Raw genomic sequence first — 26,474 nt, forward strand, 5'->3', positions numbered from 1 at the left:
TACGGAGGAAGCAAATATAGCTTTAATGAAAACCTAAATATTCTAACTTAGTCCGTAAGAAAGTAATGGCTGTTCTTCATTATCAAAGTCTACTGATTCCGTTAGGTGCTCCAGTTTAAATTGATTTAAATAAGTAGTTAATGAATTTGCTAAACGCGATTCAGTCCATCCCAAAGCTCCAGCAATGCTATTATCTTTGTGGGACTTGACAGTTTCATTTATAGCATCCTGAATAATTTCGGCCACTTGACGATAATCATCTTGTTCCAGATGGGATTTGCTTTTTATTACTCGACAGATTCTAGTCTTCATTATATTAATAGTTTTCCCTCGATCATCATGCTGAGAAAAAAATAAGAATTTGTGTCCAGTATTTATATAATCAGCTGTGATTTGGCCGATTTCATTTAATAAAGAATTAGCTGACTCTTTTTCTGAATAAAATTTTGCACCCAGCTCTGGGAAATGTTGAGTTAATGCGCTTCTATCCTTTCCTTTCTCTCTTCCTCTTCGAAATGTAATATCCGCTAGATTATTCTTTATGAAATCTAAAAGTGCATTTTGAAGAACTTGTCTGTATGGGTAGCACTCTGCCGTAAATATTGAGTTATTACCGTTTATACAATGTTCTATCTCAACACCTTCAATAATTTTTTTGCTGTATGAAGAAACATCATCTGTAGGAATTGAATAGTTAGTATCAAGGGCTGACTGATCATATTCGCTGGACTGTAAAATGTGTAAATTGTTATAGATACCTTGAACCAAGAGCTCATCAACAGATGGTTTTAATTTAGAATTTCTGAGAAATCTAATGTTAAGCATGGAATCATCATTAACTATCTCTAAAGATACACCTTTATACACGATATAATATGACATTTTTTGCCCCAATTGCACCATTAATAACCATTTTACCTTGGCCATATTAAGCAAAAAATAAGTTATCTACGTAAAAATACGCTTTATAGAGAGGATTATTCCCTTAAGGTATAAAACCCGAGAATAAAAATTATAATTAATTACTTGGGACTATGCTCTTTTAAAGGCTTGCCAATGATAGAAACTGTTAAGCTCATTTATAGCGCACCTTTTGTAATTACAATTACAACAACTTATTTTGATTTGAGGTGAATTCAAGTAATAAACGCAACTCTTATTAAAAATCAGTGGGTTAGCTATTATGCGCGAAACCTATCTGGTCAATAGGAGTTTGGCGATGAGTCATAAACAACTAACCCGTGAACAAAGATATCATATTTATGGTCTTTGGCGCTCTGGGTGTACACAAACAGAGATTGCTAAAGAAGTTGGAGTACATAAATCAACTATTTGCCGAGAGCTTTCACGAAATAGTCGTTGGAATGGCTATTTTCCAGAACAAGCTCAATGCTTTAGTGAGATGCGACGAAAAAGTGCACAAAAGCGAACTAAATTCACTAAAAGCGTAGAAGAATTTGTACGTAAACATTTATTAAGAGATTGGAGTCCAGATCAGATTAGTGGTTATGCAAAGAAACATAATCTATTCACGATTAGCCATGAGCGAATTTATCAACATATATTAAAAGACAAAAAACAAGGTGGGACTTTATATCTTCATTTGCGCCATCAATCTAAAAAATACCGAAAACGGTATGGCAGTCCTAAAAGAAATAGCCCAATAAAAAATCGTATCTTCATTGAAGAACGACCTAAGATTGTGGATAGTAAAACTAGAATTGGTGATTGGGAAATAGATACTATTATTGGAAAAAACCGAAAAGAAGCGATTATTACTATAGTTGAAAGGGTTTCTAAAATGACTCTTTGCAAGAAAATTAGTAGTCGAAAAGCAACAGTGACAAGAGATGCAACTATTAGTATTTTAAAGCCTTTCGCTGATCGAGTATTTACTATTACGGGAGATAATGGTGTCGAATTTGCTGAGCATGCAGCCATAAGTCAAAGTTTAGCAGCGCAATTTTACTTCGCCCATCCCTATGCATCATGGGAAAGAGGGCTTAACGAAAATACAAATGGTTTAATTAGACAATATTTAAGAAAAGGTGCTGATTTTAAGCATATAGACGAAAAAGAAATTAATTTAATTATGGATAAATTAAACAATCGGCCAAGAAAAAATTTAGGCTATGCAACACCTAAGGAAATTTTTTTCAAGTAATCAAAACAGGGAATAATATGAATATTAATTGGAGTTATATTTTAAATTCGAATTTTTTCAGTATTACTATTCCAGCTGTTGTTACCATCCTAGGATGGTTGTTTGTTAGCTGGCAAAGAAACAAAGAAGCGATAAAGGAGCGTCAAAGAGAAATCAACATAAGCTATTTAATAAATGCCCATAGAGTTTTATCAAACTGGGTCCATAATGAGAATTTAACACAAGATGAAAAAGATCAAATTGAAGGTGTTATTGCAGATATACAATTATTGGGATCTAATAGAGTAATTAATACACTTAATAACTTTCTTGATAGTTATAATAAAGGTGGCGATCCAACTAGGCTACTTGATACGTTAGTTTCAGATCTTCGAAGTGAGCTTAACATGGAACAAATTACTTCTAAGAGGAAGTTTTTTCGTTTTAATTAGGCTGTTGCGTTTATTGTTTGAATCCACGAGAAAACTAGACTATCCTCACATCTATTTAATCGATGCATTTAAATTTTATTGTGAGAACTTTCGATGTCTCAATCTTTGTAATCCTCTCCTATCCATCCAACTATCACAAAACACATTAATATTGCACCTGTATACTCAAACGACTACTATTGAAAGTAAACTCTGAACTCAAATAAATTTAACCATTAAATATTTTCATAGCTTACATAATACAAACTTTAACAAGTTTATAGAAATAAACGATAATCTACCTCAAATTTTTCGGCTATACGTTTTGCTAATTCTTTACCAATAGTTCTTCTTCCATTTTCCATAGCAGATAGATTGGCTTGAGATATATTTAAAATTTTTGAAAATTCATTCTGGCTCAAGCCCTCTCTATGTCGTAATCCCTTTAATAGTAATCCTGGCTCTGTATACTCATCAATTAAATTTCCAAAAACATCCGCTATGCTTACATCAGAATCTTCGCTTACTCTATATTTTTCAATTACATTTACAGGCAATGCATAACGAACACCATGCCAAGTAACATTTGCAATGTTATTAGTATGGGGCTTTTTCATGTGTGCCGGCATAATACACCTCTATTAATTTTAATTGTTTATCAATAACTTCCCAGCAACAAACATAAGTAGGGTTGCCTTTCATTAAATGACAATGTCGCTTATCCCCTACCATCCCTTTTAATTTTCCGTAATTCTTCCACCCACCGCTTGTGCCTGGTCCATTTTTCTCAAGATCCCGAACCAAAAGGAATAAAGTTGCTTTAGCAGATATAGGCAACTTTTCGATTTGTTTTGCTGCTTTTTTAGTTATTTTTATATTCCAGTTCATATTTGAAATTATATGACAAGTTTTGACATATATCAATAATTGATATGCGCCACAATAGACGCGATTAAAAAAATAAAACTATACTGAAAATATTCTATCTAGCAATCACACGATTATGAAACAAAAAGATGAACTTATACGAAACCCGAAAGATATCGGTAGGCATATAGTTATACTTGGAGCAGGAGCTAGTCGAGCAGCAATTGGTCATAGATCACCCACTATGAACGAATTAGTTGAAACTACTGGAATTAAAACATTACTCGAAAGCAACGCATTTTCATTCTTTGAAAATTTTGAGGAACTTTATTCCAACCTGAGTTCAGATGAAAAGAATCAAAAGCTGCTACTAGAAATAGAGGAAATAATCCATGACTATTTTTCAGGCCTTAATCTTCCTGCAGAGGCTACACATTATGATAGGATGCTACTTTCTTTGAGGAAAAAGGATTCTATATTTTCTTTTAATTGGGATCCATTTTTATTCGATGCATATAAAAGAAATAGGCATTTAGGTAATTTACCCGGAATTTTTTTTCTCCATGGAAATGTTCGAATAGGTGCCTGTCCCAATCATTCTTATCGGTTCGGAGATTTATACGGTATTTGTCCTGATTGTAGTACGCCATATTCAAAAGTTCCTTTGTTATATCCAATAGGAAAAAAAAATTACCAAAATAATTCTTACATTGCAGCTCAATGGGCAAGGGCTAAAAAAGAACTAGCCGAAGCTTTTACTCTAACAATTTTTGGTTATTCAGCACCTACATCTGATGTTGATGCAAAGGAATTATTAAAACTAGCTTGGAAAAATAGTAGTACACGAGAATTTGAACATATTGAAATTATTGATATAGAAGAAAAAGACGTGCTTTGTAGCCGTTGGGCTGATTTCTCTCCAACTTTTCACTTTCTCTATTGTAGAGACTTCCATGAATCACGACTTTGGAATTGGCCAAGACGCACATGTGAATCTTTATGGTATCCAATGGCGGAAGGAGTTCCATGTGAATCATTTCCATTACCAAATAATAAGCCACTAGATCAGTTACAAGATTTTATTTCATATATTTCGAAATTTGAAACATAGAACAATTTAATAACATTACACAGTTAACTTAGGGAGAAAACAAATGAAATGGAATTCTATGAAACAGCTCAAACCAGGAAAAGACGGACAATATCTGACTGTTGTTGCAAATTCTCAAATACAAATTTGTAATTACAACAAATTCAAAGATCAGTGGAAAAATGATATTGCTCCTTTAATACCTGTAACTGTAACCCATTGGATGGAATTACCTTCCCTACCAAAACCCTAGTTCTATCAATAGGGAATAAAAATTATTAGTAAGAAAATTAGTTACGGATTAAGGTTAAAAAGCTAATACTCCTTTAAATTTATTGACGCCGATTATTGTTCATAATTGTTTCAATTTAGTATGCTATAAAAACAGTGTTTCGATAGAGGCTTGCATCTCATCCTCACTTGGTCTGGCATAACGAAAAATTTCCTTTATCGAAACATTGCCGCTTAATTCCTGAGCAAAATGCACTCCATGTTTATCAGTGACTTTTTTTAAAAAAGTATGCCTCAGTTTATGTGGAGTAAATTCAAATTTCTCATTCTCAGGCAAAAACGCCAAAGCCTGTTTTAAAACTCGCTGACATATTCTATAAACATCTAAGGTTTGCAAGCGTGTTCCATAGCGTGTAATAAATAATGGCTGGTCTTCATGAGCTTGTCTTTTTTCAAGATATTGATCCAAATACGCCCTACTCTCTTGTGATAATGGAATTTTTTGACTAATGCGTTTTGACTTGTGACGCATTACATCGCACAAACCCTTTTGCCGATATTGTCTAACATTCAAAGAAACCACTTCGGACTCACGAAGACCCGTTCCAAGTAACAAATAAAAAAGTGCAGTTTCCATTAACGGGTTTTGATTTTTGCGAGTGCAACTTTTAATCCTTTGCTCACAAGCTGACTTTAGTCTCATTAATTGACGTGAAGTTAAACCATTCCAATCCGGTGCATCAGTTTGTAAATCTTTGACTTGGGCTAACGGGTCACCTGCTAATAAAGGGCGTTGTTGATGCAGCCATCTTCCCACATGACGAATCGTTGCCATCGTTCTATTAATAGAGGTGGCTTTATAAGGTTTTCCTGTTTTCTCAGAAATGGTTTTACACAAATGCTTTTGAAAATGCTTGCTTACAGCCGGAGTCCAGCTATCCACCAAATCATGCCCTACTTCCATTTGAAAGAAATTGATAAATTTACTTAAGTCTTTCATCTTGGCTTGTTCAGTTTTCTCAGGCGCCCCTCTAACATGCACTGAGTAATAATAAGTCAACCAAGCAGAAAGTGAATTGGTGTCAAAATGAACATCCAAGGGGTGGAAAATCTTATCTATCACAAACTTTCGATTTTTCGAATTTGGCTCATCCAGTAAATTCATAGGGTCTCATTTTTATTTTTTCCCCATTATACCCTGTTTGTGATGGATAAGGTACGTTATCCATCACAAATAAAAAATATCTATGTGGTCTTTGTCAATAAAACTATAAATAAAAAAAAGAAATCAAACTATTAAGGAAGTAATCATGACCTCCATCCGTAGAATAAATATAAATCAATATTCGCGTGTTAAGCTTATTGAAGAAAAGCAGAAGCAGGGGTAATGTACAGCTTGATGTGAAATTCACATCAAGCTGATTTGCTTATTGATTTAAGCAGCCTTATCGTCATCGGCGTAAGGAAGAATAGTAACTTGTGTGCCTATGGTTATAAACTCTTCGTTAAGCCATTTTGCAGCACTCGGTAATACGCGGACGCATCCATGACTGGTATTAGCATAGGGAACTTCATATCCGGCATGGATAGTATAACCTTGGAAGAAATACATGCAGTAAGGCATTTTTGCACCGCCGGTTGTTTCCACGGGATATTCTCCGGAACGACAATCGATTCCCTTTTTATTATATACATGGAAAGTACCAACTACAGTCCTGCATGATTGACTGTTATTTTCATCACAAACATCTTTACCACCTGAAGCACTACCAGTCATTACCCTATTACCATCCGGATCATAAGCAGCCCAAGCATAGGCACGTGGATCAAAAATAAATTGCTTTTTGCCTGTTGCTGGTGCCTTTTCGGGGAAATAATCTCTACCGCGTGTATCAACTGTATAATGCGTTGTGCGATGAACCACGCCAACATCATCGGTAATATAGCAAGACTCATCACAAAACTGTGTACAGCCTGCAAGTACAAAACATAATAAACTAGCCCACAACAACTTGTTCATGGTAAATCATTCTCTCTTTTTGGTTATTGATATCATCAAGTTCTAGGTATTCAGCATACCTCATCTTAATTTTTTAATTCCTCAAATCCATCTAGACTACTTGCTTCCTGGGATTATTGTCGCGGCCTGCCCTACGAACAATAATCCTAAATACAATTACTCTTTTAAGCGACGGTATTTAATGCGTGAAGGCTTATCAGCATCATCACCCAATCGTCGTTTTCTATCAGCCTCATAATCGGTGTAATTTCCTTCAATAAAGACAACTTGTGAATCACCTTCGAAAGCCATCAAGTGAGTACAAATCCTGTCAAGGAACCAACGATCATGCGAGATAACAATGGCACAACCCGGGAAATTTAAAATTGCCTCTTCCAAGGCTCTTAACGTCTCAACATCCAGGTCGTTACTGGGTTCGTCAAGTAGAATAACATTCGCACCACGCTTTAAAAGCTTGGCTAAATGCACACGGTTTCGTTCACCACCAGATAATTGGGACATTTTCTTTTGTTGATCCGAACCCTTAAAATTGAAGCGACCAACATAAGCGCGTGAAGGCATCTGGAAAGAACCAATCTGCATAATATCATGGCCATCAGAAATTTCTTCCCAAACAGACTTACTACCATCGAGCTCATCACGCATTTGATCGACGTAAGCCAAATCAACCGTTTCACCAATACGAATTTCACCACTATCAGGTGTTTCCTGACCAGTAATCATTTTTAGGAAGGTTGACTTACCTGCGCCATTAGGACCAATGATGCCAAGAATCCCACCTTTCGGTAAGAGAAAATTCAAATCGTCTATCAACAGGCGGTCACCAAAGGATTTACGCAAATGAATTCCTTCGATTACCAAATCGCCTAAACGCTCTCCAGGTGGAATATAAAGCTCATTAGTTTCATTACGTTTTTGAAACTCTTTGGAGTTCATTTCCTCAAAGCGTGCCAGTCTCGCCTTATTCTTGGCGTGACGTCCTTTGGGAGATGTCCGTACCCATTCCAACTCATGTTTGATGGCACGTTGATGAGCGGACTGCTGCTTCTCTTCCATCGCTAATCGTGCTTCTTTTTGCTCCAGCCAGGAAGTGTAATTTCCTTTGTAAGGAATACCTTCGCCACGATCAAGTTCTAAAATCCACTCTGCCGCATTGTCTAGAAAATATCTATCGTGAGTAATCGCGACAACAGTACCAGTAAACTCTTCCAAATAACGCTCAAGCCACGCAACACTTTCAGCATCCAAGTGGTTAGTCGGTTCATCGAGTAACAACATATCTGGGCTTGATAATAGTAGACGACATAGCGCTACACGACGTCGCTCACCTCCAGAAAGCTGATTTATTTTTGCATCCCAATCGGGTAATCGCAACGCATCAGCGGCAATGTCTAATTTACGATCAAGATCCCAGCCCCCACAGGCTTCGATTTCATTCTGCAATTCACCTTGCTCAGACAACAAGGCAGTCATTTCATCATCACTCATTGGCTCAGCAAAGCGCATACTGATTTCATCAAACTTTGCAAGTTTGCTTTTAATTTCTGCAACACCCTCTTCCACAACTTCACGAACTGTTTTCGTTAGATCGAGTTCCGGCTCCTGAGCCAAATACCCAATTTTAATGCCCGGTTGCGGTCTTGCTTCACCTTCGTATTGTTTATCAACACCCGCCATAATGCGCAATAAAGTTGATTTACCCGAACCATTGATACCCAGAACGCCAATTTTGGCCCCTGGATAAAAACTTAACGAGATGTCCTTTAAAATAAAGCGTTGATTGTCAACTACCTTACTAACACGATTCATGGTAAAAATATATTGCGACATAGGATGCTCCATCTTTAAAGCAGGCGCAGAAGTTAAACTAAACAGCCTAATTTCTCAAGAGATAATTCGATATAACCGTTGCTAAACACTGCAACATAATTATTCAAGACCTCCCTGTCCTGGTTATACCATTAGAAATGACTTCAATTAAGCTCTAAATTACTCAAGACCAATCAAGGATTACTTTTCCAGATTGTCCTGAAGCCATAATTTGAAAAGCCTGTTGGTACTCAGCGACAGGAAAGTGATGCGTGATTACAGGTTCAATATTCAAACCACTTTGCAACATGGCTATCATTTTATACCAAGTTTCAAACATTTCGCGACCATAAATTCCTTTAATAACTAATCCTTTAAAAATGACATGATTCCAATCAATTGCCGTTTCCTGAGGAGGAATACCCAACATGGCAATATGACCACCATGATTCATGGCTCTCACCATGTCGTTGAAAGCCATGGGGTTACCAGACATTTCCAAGCCCACATCAAAGCCTTCTACCATTCCTAATTCATTCATTACTTCTTTAATAGGCTGGTGCTTAACATTGACTGCTCTTGTCGCCCCCATTTTACGAGCTAACTCCAAACGATGCTCGTTAACGTCAGTAATAACGACATGACGAGCACCAATATGGCGCACTATAGCAACAGCCATAATACCGATTGGACCTGCGCCGGTAATTAATACATCTTCCCCGACAACGTCAAAAGCCAAGGCACAATGAGTAGCATTTCCTAAAGGGTCAAGAATAGAAGCCTGATCAGCTGTAATATTATCTGGCAGCACCAACACATTGCTTGCGGGCATGGCAAGATATTCCGCAAAACAACCAGGACGATTCACACCAACCCCTAATGTATTTCGACATAAGTGTCGCTTACCAGCTCGACAATTACGACACATTCCACAAGTAATATGACCTTCACCGGAAACTCGCTGACCTACGCTTAAACCATGAACTTCACGACCTATTTCAACGATTTCACCATAAAATTCATGCCCTACGGTCATTGGCACAGGGATTGTCGCTTGCGCCCAATCATCCCAGGAATAAATATGAATATCCGTACCACAAATGGCAGTTTTATGAATTTTAATAAGAACGTCATTTACCCCATATTCTGGTACAGGAACCTCTTGCATCCATATTCCTGGTTCACGTTTTGCTTTTACTAAGGATTTCATGCATTTTACCTCTGAAAAATAGTGTCACTAAAAATCTCAATCAGGCAGATGCTAATTAATAACATCAAGTTCCCTACCTACTTTTGCAAATGCATCCAATGCCTTATCTAAATGTTCCAACTCATGAGCTGCCGACATTTGCGTTCGAATCCGCGCTTTACCTTTGGGAACCACAGGATAAGAAAAACCAACAACGTAAATTCCCTCTTCAAGAAGGCGGGAAGCCATTTTTCCGGCTAGAGTTGCATCTCCTAACATCACAGGGATAATCGGATGCTCACCAGGGACCAAATTAAAACCAAGCTTCGTCATTCCTTCACGAAAATATTGACTATTTCGCTTCAGTTTTTGCGCTAATTCATTGCTATTTTGTAGCAAATTTAATACAGCAACTGAGCTTTGAGCGATCATCGGTGCCAAAGTATTTGAGAAAAGATAAGGTCTGGACCGTTCACGCAGCCAATTTATAATCACGGCGTTTGCTGAAGTGTAGCCACCTGATGCACCACCTAATGCTTTACCCAATGTCCCCGTAACAATATGTACCTTGTCAGCAACGCCACAATATTCTGGCGTTCCACGGCCTGTTTCACCCATAAAACCAACTGCATGCGAATCATCCACCATCACCATGGCATCATAGCGTTCTGCTAATTCACAAATTGCTGGTAAATTGGCAATAATCCCGTCCATAGAAAAAACACCGTCCGTAGCTATTAAACGAAAACGGGCGTCTTTAGAGGCCTTAAGTTGCTCTTCTAAATCTTTCATATCGTTATTGGCATAGCGAAAACGAGCAGCTTTGCACAAGCGAATGCCGTCAATAATACTGGCATGATTAAGAGCATCGCTGATAATAGCATCTTCAGGACCCAGTAAGGTTTCAAATAGTCCAGTATTTGCATCAAAACAAGATGAATAAAGAATTGTATCTTCCATTCCTAAAAATTGACTAATCTTCTTTTCCAATTCTTTATGGGGTGTTTGGGTGCCACAGATAAAACGAACAGAAGCCATACCATAGCCATATTTTTCCAGAGCTTTTTGTCCCTCAGCGATTAAAACCGGGTGATTAGCCAATCCTAGATAATTATTTGCACATAAATTTATGACTTCCCCTTCCCTTACTGTTACTGCAGCTTGCTGCTGACTGAGTATCACACGTTCCCCTTTATATAAACCTTCCTTTTTCAGTGTGTCCAACTCAGACTGCAAAAATTCAGTAAATCGCTCAAGCACGTCAATCTCCTGTAGTAGCAAAGCGGCAGATAATAACAAATTTTACACAACACCACTATGAAATCATGCATCTATAAAAATTGACAAAATAAATCCTCATAAAATGAGCGAATATTTATTTAAGGAATCGCACCTTTTCTCAATTCTTGCTAAAATCTCCGCAACGCTTTAACCTACACAATCAAAGTAATGGTGAATTTTCAATGACTAGTCAAAATGCACGAATTAATATGGTCAAACAACAACTTCGCACAGGCGATGTTCTTGATGAAACCATTCTTGCCCTTTATGAGGAAATTCCTCGTCATGAATTTGTGCCTCATAATCTGCAACATTTTGCCTACTCTGATCTGCAAATCACGCTAGCTCATGAGCAACGCATGATGACTCCTCTTGAGGAAGGCATTTTATTACAGGCCTTGGCCTTACAGGGACATGAAACAGTTTTAGAGGTAGGAACTGGCACAGGTTTCTTGACTGCCTTGTTAAGCAAGCTTTGCAAAAAAGTGATTAGTGTCGATTATTTTTCAGACTTTACAAATGATGCCCGACGAAAATTGCACAAACATCACTGCACAAACGTTGAATTAATCACGGGCGATGCTTGCCGTGGATGGCTTGATAAAGCTCCTTACGATGTAATGGTGTTTACTGGATCTATTGAAGCACTGACTGAAACCCATCGCTTGCAACTCTTACCTGGTGGAAGGTTGTTTGCCATTATCGGTAAGGAGCCTGTCATGCAAGGGCAATTACACAGCTTGGACTATGATGGCAAGTGGCATGCAAAATTATTATTTGAAACCAATATTCCTCCATTGATTGATAAATTAAAACCGAAAGAATTTGTTTTCTAGGACAAGCCCGTATGAAAAAAACGCTTTTGTGCTTGATATTGACTGTTGGCTCTTCTTCTTTGTTGCATGCAACTGATCTCATGGATATCTATCAGCAGGCACTAGAGTATGATCCTACTTTCAAACAGGCTTATAGCACCTACATGTCTAACACAGAAGCTATCCCACAGGCGCGAGCAGCGCTTTTTCCACAATTAACTTTCAATACGCAGGCCGCACGTAATGTGGAAAATGTTCGAGCAAGTGGAGCATCAGTAGAAGCTACTTATAATAGTAATCAATGGCAAGTTACTACCTCGCAGGCTGTTTTTAATTATCAAGCCTGGGCGCAAGTTCAGCAGGCCAAAGCCTCTGTTAAAGCAGCGCAAGCAACATTTAATGATGCCGCTCAAGACTTAATTCTGCGAACCGCAAAAGCTTATTTTGATGTGCTTTTGGCTAGGGATACATTAAATTTTGCCGAGGCTAAAAAGCGTGCTAACAAACGTCAATATGAACAAGCTGAACAGCGATTTAAAGTGGGTTTGGATGCAATTACTTCAGTTTATGAAGCAAAGGCAGCCTACGACCAATCAGTAGCTGAAGTTATTTCAGCAAAAAATAACCAAATTAATAGAAATGAAGATTTACGCAAGTTAACAAATCATATCTACGAAAATTTGTCTCCTTTGCGAGACAGTCGTATTCCCTTGATCAAACCAGAACCAGACAATGTGGATGAATGGGTGAATACTGGCCTGTTGCAAAACTATAAACTTTTTTCTGCTAAATATAGCTTACAAGCAGCTCGCGACAATATTAAAGTTCAGAATGCGGGCGCCTGGCCTACATTGGCAATTCAGGGAAATGCCCTCCAGACACATAATCAATCTTCTGGATCTTCCTTTTTTATTCCAAGTAAACAGACTACTGCCAATGTGGCTATTGCACTTAATTTTCCCGTTTTCCAAGGCGGCTTAGTGCAATCACAAACTCGCCAGGCACAATTTGATTTCCAAACTTCAAGTGAAAAAATGGAGCAAACTTATCGCGATGTGGTTGTGAACAGCCGTATTGCTTTTAATACTATTATTGACGGTATTAGTAAAGTTAAGGCAGACAGGCAAACTATTATTTCGCAACAAAATTCATTGGAAAGCACAGAAGCTCAGTTTCAGGTTGGTACGCGCACAATGGTGGACGTTGTCAATGCACAACAACGCTTGTTTGAAGCACAAGAGCAGTTAGCACGCGATCAATACGGTTTAATCAACGCCATACTTAATTTAAAATATCTTGCAGGAACGTTAAATGTTAATGATTTGGAAGAAGTAAATTCCTGGCTAGAAACAACTCGCATTACTGCCTTTCCCCCACAAATGGGAGCGAAGATAAGCAGAGCCGCGATTAAACCAGAAAAATCGGCCAAACCCACAACAAAGGGCAAGGATCAATCTATTACTAAAGTTGATGGCGAAGCCAATACACAGTATGAAGCTGTTGAATCCGCTGTGGATACAATGACGAAAAAACCTGATGATACAATCAAGAGTAGTCAAGATATTTTAAACAGCATCGATACACTCGACAGCAAAGATACAACCAACAATAAGGCTGTGCCCAATAAGAACGATTTGCTCAACAATAAAAATAAGAGCAAAGAGGACTTGCAAAAGCAAATGGATTTATTTGAGACTCAATCTAAAGAACCCTTCAATTGAGTTCTTGGTGCTTAAAACTTCCACAAATTAAGTAGCCTGGTTGACACTGAAGTGCAACCAGGAAATAGTGGGGTATCCCCCTAATACCTTAAAAGTAGTGTCATTCCCGCATAGAATGTTATTCCCGCGTAGGTGGGAATCTAATTCATCCTATTAATTCTTTACTTTGTTTGTGAGATGAATTCCCATCTACGCGGAAATGACATGATTTAATATTAATTATTAATTTATACATAAAATGTGACGACACTTCAGCTTGCGAATAGACGAGGGCTTTATCAAGGCACGATATTTTATTAGACACAGTAATGGGCAAAACGGCGACAGAAGCAAAACCAAAATTACACAACAAAGGTTTTATGGGCAATTCAGTAAAATTTGCGATAAACTTGTTCTTTTATTTCGTTTTTAGGTTGTAATTATGTCTGCCACACCCTCATTTGTTGAAAAGAAACTGCTCCATTACACTGGTAAAGCTATCGCCGATTTTAATATGATTCAACGGGGTGATCGAGTGATGGTGTGCTTATCTGGAGGTAAAGATTCATTTACCCTATTGACTCTATTACATACATTAAGACGCCGTTCAAATAATAAGTTCGACGTTTTTGCTTTTACTCTGGATCAAGCACAACCTGGTTGGGATGACAGCAAACTACGACTCTGGCTCAATGAGAGAAACATTCCCCATGAAATTCTTATGAGGGATACGTACAGCATTGTTAAAGAAAAAATTCCGGAGGGTAAAACATACTGCTCACTCTGTTCACGCTTGCGCCGAGGAATTATCTATCGCTATGCAGAAGAACATGGCTTCACCAAAATTGCTCTAGGCCATCATCGTGATGATCTTATTCGAACTCTTATGATGTCTATTCTTTACAATGGCGATATTCGTTCAATGCCACCTAAGTTGTTGAGTGACAATAAAAAGCATATCGTGATTCGTCCCCTTTGTTACGTACAGGAAAAAGATATTATTAGTTTCGCAAAAGAGCAGGCTTACCCCATTATCCCATGCAATTTATGTGGATCGCAGGAAAATTTAATGCGTAAACGTGTGGCTAAACTTATCGACCAACTGGCAGAAGAGAATCCTAAAGTTCCTAGCAATATTTTACACGCTTTGCAGAGTATCAAGCCAAGTCAGCTGATGGACCAAGATCTTTGGCAATTCAAAAATTTAGAAAATCATTTAATAACTCCTTCACTTCTTGACCAGGAAGCTCTTTTCTCTGAGGATGAGCTAATTCCGCTCGAAGAGTAAATAAAACCTCTTGATGAATCTCCATCAAGGGGGGTATTAATTTTTAATATTATTAAGAACTTGGAATTACGATTTTTTATCCACTATAGTTATTTTTGTATTGAAAAATTTGAATTTATGCTTTATTTAACTCTAGCTACTTAACATAAAAGTTAAGAATGTTATCTTTCTTGTAAAGAAAAAGGTTCACAAAATGCACAAACTGCGTTAGCATTGGGTGCATTAAATCTAGGATAAGATAATCATGAGTGAAGCATTTACTACAAATTTACGGAAATTTCGCATTTATAAACATCGTTTTCTGAAATTTGATATCGTCTCTGCCATTGTAGTTTTTCTGGTTGCCATTCCTTTATGCTTAGGCATTGCCCTGGCATCAGGAGCTCCTTTATTCTCTGGGATTGTGAGTGGCATTATAGGCGGCATTGTAGTAGGCACAATTAGTGGTTCGCATGTCAGCGTTAGTGGTCCCGCCGCAGGAATGGCAGCAGTTGTTTTTACTGCAATTGGCCAGTTAGGTGACTTTAATTCTTTCCTTCTCGCATTAACATTAGCGGGAATTTTACAAATTATTGTTGGCAGCTTACGAGCAGGCTTTGTAGCGGAATATGTGCCCTCCAATGTCGTACAGGGTCTACTGTGTGCTATCGGTATTCTTCTTATTATCAAACAATTACCTTTAGCTTTTACTTTATCCAGTGATTTAGCCGAATTAAAAACACACTTACTAGAATCGACAGAAAGCCTAGCACTTAGCCCCCTTTATTTTTTGTCCTATCATCTTAATGAAGGTGCTGCGATTATTTCTCTCATTTCATTTGCAATTTTAATCTTTGCTGATAAGTCAAAAGCCGCGTGGGTACAAAGTGTTCCAGCGCCTATTATTGTCGTCATTGCTGGTATTTTGATTAATGAGATTTTTATTTTCTCTAATTCGTCGCTTGCTCAGAATAATCCACACCTGGTCAATATTCCGCGCCACGATGGTTTTTCAGACTTTTTAAGTCAGCTGGATTTTCCAGACTGGAGCGCATGGAATAATCCCAAAGTTTATTTATATGCATTTATCATAGCTATCGTCGCTTCTTTAGAAACCTTACTTAATGTAAAAGCAGGGGAAAAACTCGACAAGAAAAGACGATATTGTTCAAAAGATCGCGAACTCGTTGCTCAAGGTTGCGGTAATTTCACAGCAGGACTTGTTGGTGGCATTCCCATCACCTCTGTCATCGTACGCACTTCAGTAAATATTCAATCAGGTGCCAAGACAAAAACATCGGCTATTTTACATGGTCTTTTTATTCTCCTTGCTGTTTTAATGCTCTCTAAATGGCTTAATAAAATCCCCTTGTCATCGTTGGCCGTAATCCTAATCTTTACTGGTTATAAATTGACAAAGCCATCAATCTATAAAGATATTTATGCGCAAGGTACAGATAGATTTATTCCTTTTATAGCAACTGTAATTAGCATCGTTGCCTTTAACTTACTTGCAGGTATCTTAATTGGCTTAACAATTAGTCTTTTCTATATTTTAAAGTCAAATAGTAAAGCTCGTTTAGACATTATTAAAGAAATCTATCCTACGGGAATTACTAACCGTTTAGTACTTCCTCAACAAATCACCTTTTTAAATAAAGCTTCTTTAGTAGCAGAGCTTGATTCCATCCCTAAAAATTCGCAACTCATTATTGATGCCCGCTACTCCAATTATATTGATAAAGAAATTATCGAATTACTCAAGGAATTTAAAGAAGAACAAGCTCCCTTGAAACAAATTTCATTGAATCTCATTGGTTTTCAGGAGCAATATGATATTCATAATTATATCGATTTCATCAATGTCACAACTTATGACGTATTAGCCACATTAGAGCCCTATCAAGTTTTAAGCTTGCTGCGTGAAGGAAATCAGCGCTTCTTACAGGACACAAGAATTCATCGCAGCGCTAAAATGGATATAAAATACACCTCAGAGACGCAGCATCCCATTGCCGTGGTCTTGGGCTGTATTGACTCGCGCGTTCCGGTGGAAACCATTTTTGACATGAGCTTCGGTGATTTATTTATTGTCCGTGTAGCGGGTAACGTAGTTAATAATGATGTATTAGCCAGTATTGAATATGCTTGTAGCGTTGTCGGAGCCAAATTAATTGTTGTTTTGGGGCACACACGATGTGGTGCTATTCAGGCTGCTTGTGACAACGTGCAAATGGGACATATCACGCAATTGTTAGATAAAATTCAACCCGCTGTTGCCGCCGAAACCCAAACAAAACTTAATCGGACAAGTAAAAATAGTGAATTTGTAAAACACGTTACTGAACTTAATGTAAGCAATACCTTACAAGAGATTTATAAAGATAGTGAGATCTTAAAGCAGATGATCGAAGAGGAGAGAATAGGAATTGTCGGAGCAATTTATGATGTTAAAACGGGTAAAGTTGATTTTGATGATTATTCTTGTAATTTAGGTAATAAAAATACGTCCTTACTAGAAAAGAGCAAAAAAGTCATTGAAGCAGCCCACAAAATGCCAGTAGTTGTTCCCAATAATAAATAAAAGTACGAACAAAAATTTCTCATGCCCGCGCAGGCGGGCAATTCATCCATCGAAAGCCAGTCCCAATCAAGGCGCAAAGTTACTTTTCACAATGAATGACAGTAACATTTCTTTACATAAATTCGGGTAGATCCTTCGTCATGGTTTCTATCCAGATGCGTACTTTTGGCTGTAGAAATCGGGCTGGGTGATAAAAAAGATAAACTGGAATGATAGACTTTTTTAAACCAGGAAATAGCTCAATCAATTCACCACAAGCGAGAAAGTTGGCTATTTGATAATGATGTAGGGCGACTATCCCCAGTCCACGTCGTGCACAGTCAGCTAATGCTGCTGCATCATTTAAATACAAGGTTGGCGTTAGATTAACTGATTCTCCCGAAGCAAACGTCCAGTTATTGTTAGGATTACGCATGCTATGCGTTAAATAAGCATGTTGCTGTAAATCAGCAGGTCTTTGTGGACAACCACAACGCTCTAAATAGTAAGGTGAGGCACAAAATACATAGCGTGTAGTCGTGATTTTTTTTTGTATTGAATTGGAAGCAACCTGCATAGACATACCATAAACAACATCAAGTTCCTCTTCCAACAAATGAGGCACCTGCTCTGCTACTTGTAAATCTAAAATTAACTGTGGGTATCGCGCATTCAACGCAGGCATACGAGGCAAAATAATATTTTCTGCAAAATAGCGTGAACTCTTTACGCGCAAAACGCCTTTTGGTTCAGCATGTGCTGCAGCCACGACACTTTTTGCCTGTTCCAAAGCTTGTAAAACTGCTTGTACTTCCTGAAAATAAGCCTCCCCCACTGAAGTCAAAGAAACTTTACGGGTTGTACGCTCAAGTAAAGTAGCTCCTAATTCTGTTTCTAAAAGACTGACTTGCTTGCTAACGGCGGCCGCGGAAATATCCAGTAATTTTGCTGCAGCAGTAAAACTGCGACACTGGACCACTTTACAAAAGGTTTGAATAAGGGCAAGAGTATTCATTGATCAATCGGTGAACTGTTATTCTTACAAGAATAACGAACTCTTTTCTTATTGCAAGAACCCATCTTGTTTGTTAACCACTGCGGTATATAATACTTGCTTTTGTAATCAGCAGGAGCAGGCATGCGCGCATCGCAATGGTTATTAGCTACTCTCAAAGAAACCCCCAATGATGCTGAGATCGTTTCACATCAACTGATGTTGAGGGCTGGTATGATCCGCAAACTTGGTTCTGGCCTTTATACCTGGTTGCCTCTTGGCCTTAAAGTATTGCGTAAAGTCGAACAAATCGTACGTGAAGAAATGAATCGTACTCACGCAATGGAAGTGCTTATGCCTGCTGTACAACCGGCAGAGCTGTGGCAAGAAACAGGGCGCTGGGAGACGTTTGGCGGTCAACTTTTAACGATGCAAGATAGCAACGGCCGCGATTATTGTTTTGGCCCTACTCATGAAGAAGTCATTACCGATTTAATGCGCAATGAGTTGCAATCCTATAAACAATTACCAGCGAACTTCTATCAAATTCAAACGAAATTTCGCGATGAAATCCGTCCTCGCTTCGGCGTCATGCGCGCTCGTGAATTTATCATGAAGGACGCCTATTCGTTTCATCTAAGTCAAGAGTCCCTTCAAGAGACTTACGACGCAATGTATCAAGCATACTGTCGTATTTTCGATCGTTTAGGTCTGCATTATCGTGCTGTAGAAGCAGATACTGGTGCTATTGGTGGTTCGGCTTCTCACGAATTTCAGGTTTTAGCTGATTCTGGTGAAGATTTAATTTTTTATAGCGATGCCAGCGATTATGCTGCGAATATTGAACAAGCGACTACAATAATTCCTGCGAAAGCGACTGTAACAACGCAAGAAAAAATGACTCTTGTTAATACGCCTGGCCAAAAGACTATCACTGAAGTTGCTAACTTCTTAAAAACTGACACGGCTCAAACGGTAAAAACCTTAATTGTTATCGGCGAAGAGCATCCTCTTGTAGCACTCGTACTTCGAGGGGATGATGAACTTAACGAAGTGAAAGCAAGTAAACATCCCTTAGTTAAAGCGCCCCTACAGTTTGCCGACGAGCAAATTATTTTACAAAAATTAAAAGTACCTATCGGCTCTCTAGGTCCAGTAGAATTGGATATTCCTGTTATTGCTGATTATCATGCCCTGACCATGACCTCGTTTATTTGTGGAGCCAATCAAGCTGATAAACACTATATGAATGTTGCCTGGGAACGAGATGCCAGGTATCAAGATGCTTATGACTTACGCAATGTTAAAGTAGGTGATCCAAGTCCTGATGGCAAAGGTAACTTACACGCCTGCCGCGGTATTGAAGTGGGCCATGTTTTTCAGTTAGGTGATAAATATGCACGCGCCATGAATGCTGCAGTAATTAATGAACAAGGGCAATTACAAACCATGATCATGGGATGTTATGGCTTGGGTATCAGCCGTGTAGTCGCTGCCGCCATCGAACAACATCATGATGACCACGGAATTATTTGGCCACAAAGCATTGCCCCTTTCCAATTGGTTATTATTCCTATTAACGGCCATCGCTCAACAATCGTCAAGGAAACTGCTGAATCGCTTTATCAACAGTTAAGTGCTAAAGGAATTGATGTCTTGCTTGATGATCGTAATGAGCGTCCTGGGGTTTTGTTTGCCGATAGTGATCTTATTGGTATCCCTCACCGCCTGGTAGTTAGTGAGCGCAATTTAGAACAAAATGCGGTGGAATATAAAGCCAGAAATAAGGAAGAAATAAGTCGTATATCGCTCTCTGATTTAAATAAATTTATTTGTGATTTGTTCAACCTTTAAAAATACCTTCTTAGGAAACGCCTCGAATGGTTTGAAGATATTCAAGTGTATACGTTCCGCGCTTTATGCGCGGAATCTGGTTCTCGCCTGGATGCCCCGTATAAGGCAGGAGATTTTTGATTAAAATTTAGATGCTTTACTAAACACGCTATTTGAAAGCGACACGTAATACTGACTTAATGTTTACCATTTATACTGAAATTTACTACTCCCACCTTTGAGTGTTCAAATGGTTAAGAAATTAGCTGGTAACTTACTGGAAGTCTTTAATGCGCAGTGGCAAGACGAAAGTAGTTTACAGGAGTTTGCACACCATCGAGGGAAAGAAGAAAATAAAGATGTCTTACAACGGGATATCCCAAGGACGTCTTTAGTCGATTTTACTGGGACATTTGATGATTTTTCAGCCGTTTGTCTCTCAGAATCTACCTTTGAACAGCACTATCTACAAGGAAATCTAGATGGTGGCTTAGCAGTTGATATTTACACAAACTATGTCAATAAAAAAGTTTCTGCTCTTTATGAGGAGGCAGAACGTTTTTCAAAAACATCCGCTCCAAGAACAGAAAAAGATATAGAAACCCAAAATTTTATTAGTTCCTGGTTTGGACAAGATAACAAAGAAGAATTACGCTTCGCTTATCGAGATGATGACGGACAATTATGCTCTTTTGGTTTTATTGCTAATAAACATTATCCAGACAAATGGGTTTTACAAATTTCCAAGAATACTACTGCACCCATTGCAAACAGAACAATGAATCTTTTTGCCAATGATGAATTCACTTCTCCCGAAACCGGCACCCAAGTTGAGTTACTTGAATTACCCCAACAAATTAAAAAAGCATTGGGTTCTATGAAAGTCTTTGAATTAGTTTCCACACTTATACAGGAAGATGGCACTGTTTCTTTTAAAAAAATAACAGAACTAAATCAAAGGATTATGAACAATGCAAACATTGATAATCGCGATTTTAAAAAGGCGCAATTACACGATTATATTCAATTCATAAGAACACGTTGCCTCAGCAATACCGTTTTAGAAAGCTACATTAACGAATTAGAAACGCAATCGAATGTAGACATTGATTTTTTTAAAAAGGGTGACTTTGAACAAACCTTACAGGAAATGTATAACAGAATAGACATCTCTCTTTCAAAAATAGCTAATAAAGAATTAGCAGCCACTCTGGAACTTAATAATAAACTTACCTTCTTTGCAATTCGACTCAAACTTCTTGCAAGCTCAGTAGCTTCGGAGCCTATAAATTTAGCACTCAATGAACAGTCAGAAAAACTTCTAGCACAGCGTGAGAGCTTAACAACAACACCAGAGACTGTTAAAAATCGCAAATTCTCTGAGTGGGTTCAAGAAGCGTTAAACCAGAGCTATCAAAAGCAAATAGCTGCTCGTCTAGAAGAACATAAAAAAGCATTAGAACATCTTAATGCTAACAAGCCTCTCCCACCGCCTGAATTTAGTCAAAGTTTTTTGCAGCGCCACTACCCATCCCTTCTGGTAGAAGTTTTTTCGTTATTAGTTATCATTAGCCTCTTTTTTGTTCCAGCCGGCCCCATCGTATTAGTTGTTGCAGCAATTGCTGGAGTTATTGGCATAGCTGCAAGTGCTAAAGTGGGTTATGATGAAAAACAGTTTTTAGCTAGTCAACAAAAGTTTTTTAGTGCTTCCAACAAGTATAAAAAGGAGTTGGGCGAAGCCGAGGAAAAGAATGAACGTCAGACCAAGAAATTTTCACTCGAATTTACTGAGTTAACATCTAAAATTATGGAGCATGTTTTAAAAGAAGAAGTAGACGATTTACCAGAAGAGTTTAATAACGTCACTCATACCATTAACGGGCTGGAATCTCTTGCACCTGAGCTAAGCGAGGCGGAAAAATCGATTAATAATCTGTCTGGCATTGCCTCTGTCAGTCTGTCAGGCAACCGAGAAAAATCGCTTGAACAAGGCTCAACTTCACTCGGTGCGAATCTTTCATAATCAGTTACCAGAAGTTCACTTAGAACCATGGCTGCCACCTGCATAACATGACATATTTTTTGTAATATAGTTGTTAAACTGTTATCTTCATATTCAGTTAATGTAGCTATGCTATAGTGATTTTAAAGTATTACTGAATCCAATACTATGTCGAATCGTAAAACGTCTAAAGTTAGAATAATGTATGGTAACTATGTTGATTTATTAAGAAAAAATCTCATTACCGAACAACCTGATTTTAAAGATACAAAAATAGACTATGCAGAAGTATTTACCCAGCCGTCTACTGATATTGCTCACGAACTAATAAAAGATCTGACGCGCCAACCTTTTATTGATTCAAATGGTAGAACCTTTAGCGATTTTCTTACCACCTGGATGTCTCCGACAACCTCTAAATCCTATTCTCAAGGCAATATGAATGGATCATTTTATTCACTCATCCTTGGCCTTTTTATTAAAAACAGTCCCAACTTTATTAAAGCGGGAACAAACCGTACAGAAGAAACTCGGGAAAATTTTAGTGCAGGTTCTGCAAACCTTAATGTAAGCGTTGCTTTTTATGATGACGATGGAATTCCTTGTGGTGTAAGTATTACTGCCTCTAAGTTAGCTCCTGAATTATGGACTGCAGCAATTATTCGTAACACGAATGCCGACCCTAAAGACAGAGAAGTCCTCTTACTCAGTCCTGAAGATATTATTGACTCACCGCAAGATAAGCCCAAATCGGCAACGACAGCCAGAAAAGCATTTTTACGATTTCTGCACTCCAGGCAAATGGAAGAAAAGCTACAAGGACTTTTCTTAACTAATGGAACTATTAATATTGAGAGATTAACAGCACTGGGGACACAATTTCACACTCACAAGAATGACAGAACAGCACGCCTCGATCAGCAATATAGGGTTTTATCCGCATGGCCGCAACTGACACAAGAGCAATTTGCCGTAATAGAAAAAGCCTTAAAGGAAAAACAAAAACAACGTTTTTTGGAAGCTCAGCAGTGGTTTGAATCCCAATTAGCTCCCATATATAAGAAACGTGCCAGTGAAATTGTAGATCCAGAGTTAGATTATAAAGCGGAGCAATCATTTCCGGCAAGGCATGCAGGGACTCTATCTGTTGGGATAGTTTCATTGTTGCTTACCATAGGACTTATTTTAACGTTAACAGGAGTACTTGCTCCACTTGGTCTCACATTAACCGGCTTAGCATCTATTATCGGCATTGTTGGTGCAGTAGTTACGACAATTGCTACGATTAGCAGTGTAACTAAATTAGTACTTGATGAGCAAGAATTGTCAGTTTATCAACAAGCATGCGAATCTATCACACAAGAGTCGCTTAGTAATTATCAGCGGAAATTGCAGGAAATTAATCCAGACATCGATATTAGCCATTTACAAGGATCAATAACCAAAAATGAGCTAATTAAAATAATCGCCGATATTGACATTGTTCTTGAGAATCAACCAGAGGCCGTGCTAAGAGCCATTTTAGCAGCTGACTTTAAGGATGGAGAATTTGCCTTACTTTGTCAGAAGGTGAAAGAAGCACTAATTGAATTAGAATCAGAATTTTCTGGCCTCAATAATGAAGAATTTTCCTCACTTCGTCGGAGAATGGAAGAAGCATTGGCTGAGAACCCAGAACTAATGGAAAGACTGGAATCCCTGGCAATATTAGCATCCCCGCCGGCACAATTGGAAAATGCAGAAAAATTAATTAACAGCATCCCTGATCCTGGACATTCAGCAAATGATCTGGTCATTGCCAGCCATACACCTAAAGAAAAAGATGTTTCAGAGCACATTTTACCATCAACAGGGCATGAGCATACAGTTTGATTAGGATCGTAGATGAATGTATTCTTTGATAAAAAAGCCACTTCCGGTTATGATAAATTATTGCGACAAAATGAAGAAAATGTTCGCAAGAAGCGCATTGAAAAGGCGGAAGAAGCATTACAGCAATTGAAACAGGAAATAGACAATCGTCTTGTAAAACTCCAGGAAATTTTGGCATTTTCAGACACTAAGCATGCCCTTTTCCAACAATTATCCGAACAATATGAACATGCACCATCAAAAGAACTCGCTAAACAACTGTCTGAATTAAAACAGGCACTTGCAACGCTGGACAACAAATTGCAGCAAAGTCAACCTGAAAAAATTATTGCTGATTTGCAAGCTCGTTATGAAGCATTGAAGGCTGAATTATCACGAAAAAAAACATTGCTAAAAAGCGATGAACCACCCACCGCTCTGTAATTTATTACTGTTCCAGTGCCTGAAGATAAAACCACTAAATTTGCAAAACACTGGCGAGTAACTGCTGTGTATAAGCATGTTGTGGATGTTTTAGTATTTGTTCGCATGGACCACTTTCGACCACTCGACCCTCACGCATTACTAAAACATCATCAGCCATATACGAAACGACAGCCATATTGTGGGTAATAAATAAATAAGACAAACCCGTCTCATATTGCAACTCTTTAAGTAAATTAAGAATTTGGGCTTGAACAGAAATATCAAGCGCGCTGGTTGGCTCATCACAGATTAATAATTCTGGCTCAATTGCAAGTGCTCGGGCAATACAAATACGCTGACGTTGCCCACCTGAAAATTGATGAGGATAACGATGCAAGCTATTTCGCGGAAGATTAACCTGTTCGAGCAATTGATGTTGTTTTTTTCTGATAAGCAATGAACTTGTCCCTTGAGCAAGCATTCCTTCTGCTAAAATTTCAGCCACAGTCATCCTGGGATTCATCGAGGAAAAGGGATCCTGAAAAATAATTTGTACTTTTTTCCGGTAATTACGCAACCTTTCCCCTCTTAGCGTTCTTACATTTTCACCACGGTAGAAAACTTCACCACCGCTAATAGATTGTAAGCGTAACAAGGCTCGACTGGCTGTGGTTTTACCGCAACCAGACTCTCCAACCAGTGCTAATGTTTTTCCTTGATACAACTCTAAAGACAACCCATCAACTGCCTTAATAACCTCTCCTCTCTTGAATAAGTTTCTTTTTGTGGAGAAATAGACTGCTAAATTTTTTACACTTAGCAACAATTCCTTCTCCCCAGTAAAATTAGCCTGCCAATTTTCTTGATAAATTGGCAAAGGAGGAGGCTGAGTTAGTTGTGGATAGAGATGACAACGAACCACACGATCTTCTATTCCTTGTAATTGTGGTTCCAGTTGCGCACAAGGAGCAAATACATGAGCACAGCGCGGATGAAATCGACATCCTTGTGGTAAAGCATCGAGTGTCGGCACTGCTCCAGAAATAGTCTGTAAGCGCTGGCCACGTTTTTTAAAATTAGGCACAGAAGCCATGAGCTGTTGCGAATAAGGATGTTTAGCTTGAGTAAAAAATTCATCAACAGAAGCTTGTTCAACGACTTGTCCCGCATACATGACACATACACGATCAGCCGCTGCTTTTACTACGCCAAGATCATGGGTAATCAACAACATACTCATATGATGTTGGAGTTGCAGTTTTTTTAACAACGTTAAAATTTGCGCTTGAATAGTAACATCCAACGCAGTTGTAGGTTCATCAGCGATGAGTATTTCTGGGTTACTTGCCAATGCCATAGCTATTACAATACGCTGCTTTTGGCCTCCTGATAATTGATGAGGGTATTGACGCAAACGCAACTGCGGGTTAGGTATTTCCACCTCATTCAATAACTCAATTAAACGCGCTTTAATTTGTTTTCGTGTCAGGTGTTTTTTTTGAGGTAACGCCTCCTGTAATTGTTCACCTATATTTAAAACTGGATTGAGGGCGGTCATTGGTTCCTGAAAAATCATTGCCAAACGGCGTCCTCGCAAACTACGCATCACAACTTCAGGGAGGACAAGAATATCTTCCCCTTGCACCGAAATTTCACTGCCTTGTCCATAAGCAGCATTCATAGGTAGAAGTCGCATCAAGGAGAGTGATGTTAATGATTTTCCACAACCAGACTCACCTAACATTGCCAAAGTCTCTCCCGGATTCAGACAAAAACTTACATTATCCACCGCCATTACAGTCTGTTCTGGAGTTTGAAAGCCAACACTTAACTTCTTTATTTCAGCTAATTGCGTCATCTTGTCACGTCAATGCATAAGAAAATTTCTCAATGTAACAAAGAGATTATCTTAAGAGCAACCCTAATTATTGCTTCCAAATCTATCCGTGACAGGATTGAAAA

21 protein-coding genes and 1 pseudogene are annotated in these 26,474 nt (G+C 38.4%); 12 read left to right on the top strand and 10 right to left on the bottom strand.

Going from position 1 to position 26,474, the window contains the following annotated elements; all coding sequences use genetic code 11:
* Nucleotides 1-42 precede the first annotated feature (42 nt).
* On the bottom strand, nucleotides 43-927 hold the full coding sequence (locus tag PXX05_RS09810; RefSeq protein WP_275088048.1) for a hypothetical protein: 885 nt from the start codon (nucleotides 925-927) through the stop codon (nucleotides 43-45).
* Nucleotides 928-1,219: 292 nt separating this feature from the next.
* Between PXX05_RS09810 and PXX05_RS09815 the strand changes: the two genes are divergently transcribed.
* Complete coding sequence (locus tag PXX05_RS09815) at nucleotides 1,220-2,164, top strand: IS30 family transposase (RefSeq protein ID WP_275088049.1); 945 nt, start codon at nucleotides 1,220-1,222, stop codon at nucleotides 2,162-2,164.
* Between the two features lie 17 nt (nucleotides 2,165-2,181).
* The gene (locus PXX05_RS09820) at nucleotides 2,182-2,595 is read left to right on the top strand and encodes a hypothetical protein (RefSeq protein WP_275088050.1); all 414 of its coding nucleotides are present in this window, start codon (nucleotides 2,182-2,184) and stop codon (nucleotides 2,593-2,595) included.
* Between the two features lie 257 nt (nucleotides 2,596-2,852).
* Here the strand turns inward: PXX05_RS09820 and PXX05_RS09825 are convergent, their stop codons facing one another.
* Complete coding sequence (locus tag PXX05_RS09825) at nucleotides 2,853-3,203, bottom strand: helix-turn-helix domain-containing protein (protein ID WP_275088051.1); 351 nt, start codon at nucleotides 3,201-3,203, stop codon at nucleotides 2,853-2,855.
* A complete protein-coding gene (locus PXX05_RS09830; protein ID WP_275088052.1) occupies nucleotides 3,172-3,462 on the bottom strand; it encodes a type II toxin-antitoxin system RelE family toxin in 291 nt (96 codons plus the stop codon). Before PXX05_RS09830 ends, PXX05_RS09825 begins: the two co-directional genes overlap by 32 nt.
* Before the next feature lie 115 nt (nucleotides 3,463-3,577).
* Here PXX05_RS09830 and PXX05_RS09835 point away from each other — a divergent pair, with 115 nt between their 5' ends.
* Both PXX05_RS09835 and PXX05_RS09840 read left to right on the top strand, forming a co-directional pair.
* Nucleotides 3,578-4,552, top strand: a complete 975-nt coding sequence (locus tag PXX05_RS09835; RefSeq protein ID WP_275088053.1) for a hypothetical protein — start codon at nucleotides 3,578-3,580, stop codon at nucleotides 4,550-4,552.
* A gap of 43 nt (nucleotides 4,553-4,595) precedes the next feature.
* Nucleotides 4,596-4,784 carry a DUF551 domain-containing protein gene (locus PXX05_RS09840; RefSeq protein WP_275088054.1) on the top strand — a complete coding sequence of 63 codons (189 nt, stop codon included), beginning with the start codon at nucleotides 4,596-4,598 and terminating at the stop codon, nucleotides 4,782-4,784.
* 123 nt (nucleotides 4,785-4,907) lie between these two features.
* On the opposite strand, the gene PXX05_RS09845 is transcribed toward PXX05_RS09840, so the two are convergent.
* The 5 genes from PXX05_RS09845 to PXX05_RS09865 all read right to left on the bottom strand — a co-directional run bounded on the left by PXX05_RS09845 (nucleotide 4,908) and on the right by PXX05_RS09865 (nucleotide 11,040).
* Entirely contained in the window at nucleotides 4,908-5,927 is a 1,020-nt protein-coding gene (locus PXX05_RS09845) for a tyrosine-type recombinase/integrase (protein ID WP_275088055.1), read from the bottom strand.
* Nucleotides 5,928-6,197: 270 nt separating this feature from the next.
* Nucleotides 6,198-6,782 (bottom strand): L,D-transpeptidase, encoded by a 585-nt coding sequence (locus PXX05_RS09850; protein WP_275088056.1) that lies wholly within the window; start codon nucleotides 6,780-6,782, stop codon nucleotides 6,198-6,200.
* Between the two features lie 156 nt (nucleotides 6,783-6,938).
* Complete coding sequence (gene ettA, locus PXX05_RS09855) at nucleotides 6,939-8,612, bottom strand: energy-dependent translational throttle protein EttA (protein WP_275088057.1); 1,674 nt, start codon at nucleotides 8,610-8,612, stop codon at nucleotides 6,939-6,941.
* Between the two features lie 163 nt (nucleotides 8,613-8,775).
* The gene (gene tdh / locus PXX05_RS09860; protein WP_275088058.1) at nucleotides 8,776-9,801 is read right to left on the bottom strand and encodes an L-threonine 3-dehydrogenase; all 1,026 of its coding nucleotides are present in this window, start codon (nucleotides 9,799-9,801) and stop codon (nucleotides 8,776-8,778) included.
* Between the two features lie 51 nt (nucleotides 9,802-9,852).
* Entirely contained in the window at nucleotides 9,853-11,040 is a 1,188-nt protein-coding gene (locus tag PXX05_RS09865; RefSeq protein ID WP_275088059.1) for a glycine C-acetyltransferase, read from the bottom strand.
* 203 nt (nucleotides 11,041-11,243) lie between these two features.
* Here PXX05_RS09865 and PXX05_RS09870 point away from each other — a divergent pair, with 203 nt between their 5' ends.
* The 4 genes and pseudogenes from PXX05_RS09870 (at nucleotide 11,244) to PXX05_RS09885 (ending at nucleotide 17,427) form a co-directional block, all read left to right on the top strand.
* A complete protein-coding gene (locus PXX05_RS09870) occupies nucleotides 11,244-11,897 on the top strand; it encodes a protein-L-isoaspartate O-methyltransferase family protein (RefSeq protein WP_275088060.1) in 654 nt (217 codons plus the stop codon).
* Between the two features lie 11 nt (nucleotides 11,898-11,908).
* Nucleotides 11,909-13,252: pseudogene (locus PXX05_RS09875) on the top strand (TolC family outer membrane protein); the annotation flags it as partial.
* 766 nt (nucleotides 13,253-14,018) lie between these two features.
* Complete coding sequence (gene ttcA, locus PXX05_RS09880; RefSeq protein ID WP_275088061.1) at nucleotides 14,019-14,864, top strand: tRNA 2-thiocytidine(32) synthetase TtcA; 846 nt, start codon at nucleotides 14,019-14,021, stop codon at nucleotides 14,862-14,864.
* Between the two features lie 244 nt (nucleotides 14,865-15,108).
* A complete protein-coding gene (locus PXX05_RS09885; protein WP_275088062.1) occupies nucleotides 15,109-17,427 on the top strand; it encodes a bifunctional SulP family inorganic anion transporter/carbonic anhydrase in 2,319 nt (772 codons plus the stop codon).
* A gap of 112 nt (nucleotides 17,428-17,539) precedes the next feature.
* Here PXX05_RS09885 and PXX05_RS09890 read toward each other — a convergent pair whose 3' ends face one another.
* Entirely contained in the window at nucleotides 17,540-18,421 is an 882-nt protein-coding gene (locus PXX05_RS09890) for a LysR family transcriptional regulator (protein WP_275088063.1), read from the bottom strand.
* A gap of 123 nt (nucleotides 18,422-18,544) precedes the next feature.
* On the opposite strand from PXX05_RS09890, the gene PXX05_RS09895 reads away from it, so the two are divergent.
* The 4 genes from PXX05_RS09895 (at nucleotide 18,545) to PXX05_RS09910 (ending at nucleotide 24,530) form a co-directional block, all read left to right on the top strand.
* Nucleotides 18,545-20,254, top strand: coding sequence for a proline--tRNA ligase (locus tag PXX05_RS09895; RefSeq protein ID WP_275088064.1), 1,710 nt, complete (start codon nucleotides 18,545-18,547; stop codon nucleotides 20,252-20,254).
* 229 nt (nucleotides 20,255-20,483) lie between these two features.
* Complete coding sequence (locus tag PXX05_RS09900) at nucleotides 20,484-22,256, top strand: hypothetical protein (protein ID WP_275088065.1); 1,773 nt, start codon at nucleotides 20,484-20,486, stop codon at nucleotides 22,254-22,256.
* Between the two features lie 147 nt (nucleotides 22,257-22,403).
* Nucleotides 22,404-24,107 carry a ubiquitin-activating E1 family protein gene (locus PXX05_RS09905; protein WP_275088066.1) on the top strand — a complete coding sequence of 568 codons (1,704 nt, stop codon included), beginning with the start codon at nucleotides 22,404-22,406 and terminating at the stop codon, nucleotides 24,105-24,107.
* Nucleotides 24,108-24,119: 12 nt separating this feature from the next.
* Nucleotides 24,120-24,530 carry a hypothetical protein gene (locus PXX05_RS09910; protein WP_275088067.1) on the top strand — a complete coding sequence of 137 codons (411 nt, stop codon included), beginning with the start codon at nucleotides 24,120-24,122 and terminating at the stop codon, nucleotides 24,528-24,530.
* Nucleotides 24,531-24,564: 34 nt separating this feature from the next.
* Here PXX05_RS09910 and PXX05_RS09915 read toward each other — a convergent pair whose 3' ends face one another.
* Complete coding sequence (locus PXX05_RS09915; protein WP_275088068.1) at nucleotides 24,565-26,370, bottom strand: ABC transporter ATP-binding protein; 1,806 nt, start codon at nucleotides 26,368-26,370, stop codon at nucleotides 24,565-24,567.
* Nucleotides 26,371-26,474: the final 104 nt, after the last annotated feature.

Source organism: Legionella cardiaca (assembly GCF_029026145.1).
Taxonomy (GTDB): domain Bacteria; phylum Pseudomonadota; class Gammaproteobacteria; order Legionellales; family Legionellaceae; genus Tatlockia; species Tatlockia cardiaca.

Coding starts and splice junctions, on each gene's coding strand:
- PXX05_RS09810 (WP_275088048.1), bottom strand. CDS start 927: ATGGCCAAGGTAAAATGGTTATTAATGGTGCAATTGGGGCAAAAAATG.
- PXX05_RS09815 (WP_275088049.1), top strand. CDS start 1,220: ATGAGTCATAAACAACTAACCCGTGAACAAAGATATCATATTTATGGT.
- PXX05_RS09820 (WP_275088050.1), top strand. CDS start 2,182: ATGAATATTAATTGGAGTTATATTTTAAATTCGAATTTTTTCAGTATT.
- PXX05_RS09825 (WP_275088051.1), bottom strand. CDS start 3,203: ATGCCGGCACACATGAAAAAGCCCCATACTAATAACATTGCAAATGTT.
- PXX05_RS09830 (WP_275088052.1), bottom strand. CDS start 3,462: ATGAACTGGAATATAAAAATAACTAAAAAAGCAGCAAAACAAATCGAA.
- PXX05_RS09835 (WP_275088053.1), top strand. CDS start 3,578: ATGAAACAAAAAGATGAACTTATACGAAACCCGAAAGATATCGGTAGG.
- PXX05_RS09840 (WP_275088054.1), top strand. CDS start 4,596: ATGAAATGGAATTCTATGAAACAGCTCAAACCAGGAAAAGACGGACAA.
- PXX05_RS09845 (WP_275088055.1), bottom strand. CDS start 5,927: ATGAATTTACTGGATGAGCCAAATTCGAAAAATCGAAAGTTTGTGATA.
- PXX05_RS09850 (WP_275088056.1), bottom strand. CDS start 6,782: ATGAACAAGTTGTTGTGGGCTAGTTTATTATGTTTTGTACTTGCAGGC.
- ettA (WP_275088057.1), bottom strand. CDS start 8,612: ATGTCGCAATATATTTTTACCATGAATCGTGTTAGTAAGGTAGTTGAC.
- tdh (WP_275088058.1), bottom strand. CDS start 9,801: ATGAAATCCTTAGTAAAAGCAAAACGTGAACCAGGAATATGGATGCAA.
- PXX05_RS09870 (WP_275088060.1), top strand. CDS start 11,244: ATGACTAGTCAAAATGCACGAATTAATATGGTCAAACAACAACTTCGC.
- ttcA (WP_275088061.1), top strand. CDS start 14,019: ATGTCTGCCACACCCTCATTTGTTGAAAAGAAACTGCTCCATTACACT.
- PXX05_RS09885 (WP_275088062.1), top strand. CDS start 15,109: ATGAGTGAAGCATTTACTACAAATTTACGGAAATTTCGCATTTATAAA.
- PXX05_RS09890 (WP_275088063.1), bottom strand. CDS start 18,421: ATGAATACTCTTGCCCTTATTCAAACCTTTTGTAAAGTGGTCCAGTGT.
- PXX05_RS09895 (WP_275088064.1), top strand. CDS start 18,545: ATGCGCGCATCGCAATGGTTATTAGCTACTCTCAAAGAAACCCCCAAT.
- PXX05_RS09900 (WP_275088065.1), top strand. CDS start 20,484: ATGGTTAAGAAATTAGCTGGTAACTTACTGGAAGTCTTTAATGCGCAG.
- PXX05_RS09905 (WP_275088066.1), top strand. CDS start 22,404: ATGTCGAATCGTAAAACGTCTAAAGTTAGAATAATGTATGGTAACTAT.
- PXX05_RS09910 (WP_275088067.1), top strand. CDS start 24,120: ATGAATGTATTCTTTGATAAAAAAGCCACTTCCGGTTATGATAAATTA.
- PXX05_RS09915 (WP_275088068.1), bottom strand. CDS start 26,370: ATGACGCAATTAGCTGAAATAAAGAAGTTAAGTGTTGGCTTTCAAACT.